Origin of the sequence: Caloranaerobacter sp. TR13, assembly GCF_001316435.1 — a bacterium.
Classification (GTDB): domain Bacteria; phylum Bacillota; class Clostridia; order Tissierellales; family Thermohalobacteraceae; genus Caloranaerobacter.
Genome location: NZ_JXLL01000032.1, coordinates 1 through 5,234, shown reverse-complemented (window position 1 = coordinate 5,234; position 5,234 = coordinate 1). Strand labels below are relative to the sequence as shown.

The window sequence follows — 5,234 nt, the reverse complement described above, 5'->3', positions numbered from 1 at the left end:
TTATTTTCTCATGTCAAGAACTTTTTTGTTTTTTATTTTTACTTATTTGTCTCTTTTTTTCTCAACAGCAAAATATAATATAGCAAATTATTTATCATTTTTCAATAGGTAATTTATGCTATTTTAGCATTGTATCTTTTAATTTTATTAAATCTTCTATATAAACTTTTTTTAACTCTCTACGATAAATGACTGCTGCTGGATGGTAGAGTGGATATATCTTATATATATTCCCCTTAATATTAGCTTGTAATAACTTACCATGTTCTTTACTTATCTGTAATTCACTATCAATTACTGCTTTAAGTGGTACATTTCCAAGAGGAATTATAATTTTAGGTTTAATAATATCAATTTCTTCAAACAAATATTCTTTAAAAGCATTTATTTCACTCTTATTAGGAGCACGATTTATTAATTTTCCTGTTTTTTTACTTATTCTTGTTGGTCTAAACTTTACTACATTAGTTATATATATATCTTCTCTTTTAAGTTTCAAAATACTTAGAAATTCTTTTAACTGCCCACCTGCCTGACCAACAAAAGGCTTTTTTTGCTTAACTTCATTTGCTCCAGGTGCTTCGCCAATTAGCATTACTAAACTGTTTACACTTCCATCCCCAAACACTAACTCTTTATCATTAAACTGCTGTCTTATTCTTTTATTTAAATCATCCAATTTCTTTTGTTTCATTTTATTACTCCTTTCTTTCAATATTGCAATCAAAAAATATTTAATTCTTTAGCTTTGCTTCTAATACTTTTTAAATCATCCCATGCTGCTCTCTTCCTGCTTTCATCGCGTAATAAAGCTGCTGGATGATATGTTGCTATCACAAAAAAATCACCCTTTTTTATCCATTTACCTCTATTTTTACTTATTGTAAAATCCTTATCTATAATATTTCTTGCAGAAACTGCTCCTAAACATACTATTATTTTAGGTTTTATAATTTTAACTTGCCATCTTAAATATTCTAAACAAGCTTTACTTTCATCTTCTAATGGATTTCTATTATTCGGAGGTCTACACTTAACTATATTAGTTATGTAAATTTCTTCTCTATTAATATTTATCGCATTTAACATTTTAGTTAATAGTTTACCAGCAGCTCCTACAAAAGGCCTTCCACTTTTATCTTCATAAAACCCTGGTCCTTCTCCTACAAACATTATATCTGCATTTCCATTTCCTTCTCCAAATACTAATTTAGTTCTAGTTTTATGCAATCTGCACTTTTTACAATATAGGCAAAAATTTTTAACTTCATTTAGAGTATACATAAAATACCACTCCAAAATTATTATATATTATATATAAATTCTAACATAAAAGCACTTAAATAGAAAAGGAAGGGCTCTCCCCTCCTTATTTAACAATCTTAGTATATTCGATATATGAGTAAATCACAATACTAAAAGTTACTAATATAAATGTACTCATTGGTATAATGAATCCTAGATTATTATTCATAAACGTTGATAAAAGAAAAACTATGCCTGCTACTATAAAACCATACCCTCCAACTCTATGTGTCTTTCTCCAAACTGTTTCATTTGCTAATGTCCAAGGAGTTCTTATACCAAAGAAATAATTATGCCTTATTTGTCCCATATAATTACCAATTATAATAAATAGCAATCCCATAAAAATCTTCATTAGTAATCCAACATTAATATTACTTCCTAATGCTACAAATATTGAAATCCAATGAATACTTACTAAAAGTATTATTAACATAATTACCAGAATTTCATAAGCTTTTTTGTGTTTTAAATATGATTTTCTTTTAGGGTCTATTTTAGGTATTACCAACATCAAAGCATATAACCCTATAGGCAATAAAGCAGTAAAGAAAACCATATTTTTATGACCATATGCATCAATTTCACCTTTAATATTCCAATGTCTAGGAACTGAATCTGGTAAACTGTTGTATATAAAAACTGTAGCTATAAATGAAATTAAAAGTATCAATAAAATCCATTTATTTATCTTCATCATTATCTCTCCTTTCCATAAAATCAAATATCCACTTCATAATTTCTTGAAATGCTGTCGTGTTTAAAGAATAATATATGTTTTGACCAACCTTTTCACTTAAAACTAATCCTACGTTTTTTAGAATATTTAAATGATGGCTAATAGATGGTTTGCTTATATTAAAAAAATCTGCAATTTCTCCAGCTGTTAAGTCCTTTTCTTTTAGTAACTCTAAAATTTTTCTTCTAGTAGGGTCTGCTAAAGCTTTAAATATTTTATTCACTTTATCACCTCTTTCGTTCAGTTAGATATTTAGATAATTATCTAAATATCTAACTATATTATATTATTATTCCTTATTTTTAGCAATATGTATTATTAATTTTTAATAGATTTTTTTAATTTAAAATGAATCAAACATCAAACAAAAAGAGGGAATTAATTCCCTCTTGAATTTAGCATTTCCCATCCAATTACAGCTGCACCTAAAGCTCCTATGATTTGTGTATTTGGAGCAATATAAATTGATTTTTTTATTTTTCTCTCGATAGATTTTGTTAATATGCAACTTCTTGCAACACCACCTGTAAATGCTACCTCATCAACTATTTTTATTTTATTTAACATAGAAACCGCTCTATTTGCTATTGATTCTATGATTCCAGCTGCAATTGATTCTTTAGAAGCACCTTTTGCAAGAAGGCTGATAATTTCAGATTCTGCAAATACGGTACACATGCTTGATATTTTCTCTGGTTCTGCTTGTTCGGCTAATCTATCCAATTCATCTATCTCAGAACCAAGTAAATTAGTCATAACCTGAAGAAATCGTCCTGTACCTGCTGCACATTTATCATTCATAAAAAAGTCACAAACATTTCCATTCTCATCTAAGCTAATTATTTTACTATCTTGACCACCTATATCAAGTATAGTTCTTACTCTGTTATTTATATAATATGCACCTTTAGCATGACATGTTATTTCAGTAACTGTCTTATCTGCAAAATCTATTGAAACTCTTCCATACCCTGTTGCAATAATTTTTTTTACTTCATCTCTTTTTATGTTCCCTTTTTCTATTAGCAATTTACAAACTTCTTCAGATGCTTTTCTAGGACTCCAACCCGTAGGTATAATAACTTCTTTAACTAATTCTCCACTAAAAAGGACTCCCTTCGTTGCAACTGAACCTGCATCTATTCCTATTGAGTACCCACATGAACTTCTTATCAAAACCAGCCTCTCCTTTTCCTTTCGATAGTATAAATGCCATTAACCTTTATTTCAGGATTAATATTTAAAATTTTCCTAACCATTTCTTCATAATCAGGATTAATCATTATAGTTATACCACAACTTTTACTTAATTCTCTAGGAGTAGGCACAATAGTATATTTAATCTTTTCGGATTTCAAAATCTTTTCTAAAGCTAACCCATCAGTATGGGATGGAAATAATATATAACAATTTAATTGTCCTCCCATTTAATCACCCTATTCTTTAGTGAGTAACATCTCTATTTTGATATCTTTATCATTTCAAAAAATGCCTCAAGTCTTGTCTTTATTTGTCCTACGTCCTGTAGACTATAATCACTCTCAATCATAATTACAGGAATACCTTCCTTGTCTAGTGCTTCTTTAACTTTCTTATATTCAACAGCATAAGTATGGCAGAATGGTAAACTATAATATACAACTCCATCTGCTTTATATTCCTTATAAAGTCTTATTATATCTTCTATTCTTCCTTCATTAGGTGTAAAGCAAGCACAATTAATACTTAAGTATCTATCTGCTATTGCTTTTATCTGCTCGTCTATATTTTCAGCTTCTTTAACTAAGTTTTCAAAATATCTGATTCCCGTACATGTTTCTTCACATACTACTGCTCCACCACTTGTTTCTATTATGTGATGCAATTTCCAATTAGGAATAGCCATTGGAGTTCCTGTTACTAAAATCCTTGGTGTATCTGGCTCAAATACGCTTACCCCTTTTTCTATTCTATCTTCTAGTTCTTCACATAATTCTGAAGTTTTTTCAATAAATCTCTTAGGATCATCATAAAAAGCAATTTGAGTAATAAGTAATGCGTCTTTACCGCTTATTGGTAATGTTTTGTTCTTTCTTGTATTGTATAATCTTTGTAAAACTCTTCTTTTTTCATTTATTAATTTTATCGCTTCTTTTAATTTTTCTTCAGTTATTTCATTTCCTGTCATCTTTTCAACTAAATCTTTAAATATTTTCAGCTCATCAATCCAATGTACCTTATCTTTTTCTCTTTTCATTTGAGGTAAATCCATAACATGAACAGGAGTATACTCACCTAAAATCTCCCATGCTTTTTTCTTACCATCACATGTAGTCTCTCCTACTAGTATATCAGCTGATTGAAAATAAGGACATGTACCACTTAGCTTCGCTCCAACTGAAGCTTTAATTAATGGACAAATATTTCTTGGAAGTACTTTTTCTCCATCTGGTATCCAAAAATCTGAACCACCACATAATCCTACTCCTATAGCATCTGCTGCTACAATTAACTCATCTGGTACAAATATGCAAAAACTTCCAAAAACTTTTCCACCTTTTTTTCTATGCTCTGCTAATTCTTGAACTCTTAATCCATGAATTTCGGAAACTACGAAGTTATAATAATTCATCCCTGCTGGTCGATTTTCTTGTGATAAATAAATATCACCATAGAACTCTGGCAACACTGCACATAACTGATCATGCTTTTCTAAATCCATACCTAATGATTCCCATAATTTTCTGTAATCCGCCACTATTATGCCCCCTTTAAATTTACTTATTTTATTTTGATTATAATATATTATTTCTGTCTTTTTTATATATATAAAAAACCATTATAAATGAGTTCGTTGATATTAAAATTATCTATAATTATCACAAAAAAAGTGGCCAAAGGCCACTTAGACAAAAAATAAAAAAATCCGGCAACGACCTACTCTCCCAGGCGGTCTCCCGCCAAGTACCATCGGCGCTGGAGGGCTTAACTTCTGTGTTCGGAATGGGAACAGGTGTGACCCCTCCGCCATTGTCACCGGATTTACAATCTTCGATTGAATTTAAAATTTTTAATTTTAAATAAGTCTTTAGTGGATAGTCGTTAGTCAATTGTTTTTAATTAATATTTTCTAACAATAACTGCAAACTGTCCACTATAAACTGTCAACTGTTAACTATAAATCTATTTAACATTTACAATTTAAAATTTA

7 protein-coding genes and 1 rRNA gene are annotated in these 5,234 nt (G+C 29.4%); all 8 read right to left on the bottom strand.

Translation table 11 applies throughout. The features are described from left to right. Window positions 1–118: 118 nt before the first annotated feature. Entirely contained in the window at window positions 119–694 is a 576-nt protein-coding gene (locus TR13x_RS10600) for a uracil-DNA glycosylase (RefSeq protein ID WP_054871909.1), read from the bottom strand. A gap of 29 nt (window positions 695–723) precedes the next feature. Continuing rightward, on the bottom strand, window positions 724–1,284 hold the full coding sequence (locus TR13x_RS10595; RefSeq protein ID WP_054871908.1) for a uracil-DNA glycosylase: 561 nt from the start codon (window positions 1,282–1,284) through the stop codon (window positions 724–726). A gap of 85 nt (window positions 1,285–1,369) precedes the next feature. Continuing rightward, window positions 1,370–2,002, bottom strand: a complete 633-nt coding sequence (locus TR13x_RS10590) for an SdpI family protein (RefSeq protein ID WP_161802947.1) — start codon at window positions 2,000–2,002, stop codon at window positions 1,370–1,372. Beyond that, on the bottom strand, window positions 1,989–2,267 hold the full coding sequence (locus TR13x_RS10585) for an autorepressor SdpR family transcription factor (protein WP_054871906.1): 279 nt from the start codon (window positions 2,265–2,267) through the stop codon (window positions 1,989–1,991). The genes TR13x_RS10590 and TR13x_RS10585 overlap by 14 nt, the downstream gene beginning before the upstream one ends. Window positions 2,268–2,422: 155 nt before the next feature. Beyond that, a complete protein-coding gene (locus TR13x_RS10580) occupies window positions 2,423–3,220 on the bottom strand; it encodes an acyl-CoA dehydratase activase (protein ID WP_242851764.1) in 798 nt (265 codons plus the stop codon). Then, entirely contained in the window at window positions 3,217–3,471 is a 255-nt protein-coding gene (locus TR13x_RS10575; RefSeq protein ID WP_054871905.1) for a DUF3343 domain-containing protein, read from the bottom strand. Before TR13x_RS10575 ends, TR13x_RS10580 begins: the two co-directional genes overlap by 4 nt. A gap of 32 nt (window positions 3,472–3,503) precedes the next feature. Further along, on the bottom strand, window positions 3,504–4,781 hold the full coding sequence (locus tag TR13x_RS10570; protein WP_054871904.1) for a double-cubane-cluster-containing anaerobic reductase: 1,278 nt from the start codon (window positions 4,779–4,781) through the stop codon (window positions 3,504–3,506). A 166-nt stretch (window positions 4,782–4,947) separates the two neighbouring features. Continuing rightward, a 5S ribosomal RNA gene (rrf, locus tag TR13x_RS10565) occupies window positions 4,948–5,064 on the bottom strand. Window positions 5,065–5,234 lie beyond the last annotated feature (170 nt).

What these genes read in the sequence shown, in the direction of transcription:
- TR13x_RS10600 (WP_054871909.1), bottom strand. Translation starts at nt 694, where the DNA reads ATGAAACAAAAGAAATTGGATGATTTAAATAAAAGAATAAGACAGCAG.
- TR13x_RS10595 (WP_054871908.1), bottom strand. Translation starts at nt 1,284, where the DNA reads ATGTATACTCTAAATGAAGTTAAAAATTTTTGCCTATATTGTAAAAAG.
- TR13x_RS10590 (WP_161802947.1), bottom strand. Translation starts at nt 2,002, where the DNA reads ATGAAGATAAATAAATGGATTTTATTGATACTTTTAATTTCATTTATA.
- TR13x_RS10575 (WP_054871905.1), bottom strand. Translation starts at nt 3,471, where the DNA reads ATGGGAGGACAATTAAATTGTTATATATTATTTCCATCCCATACTGAT.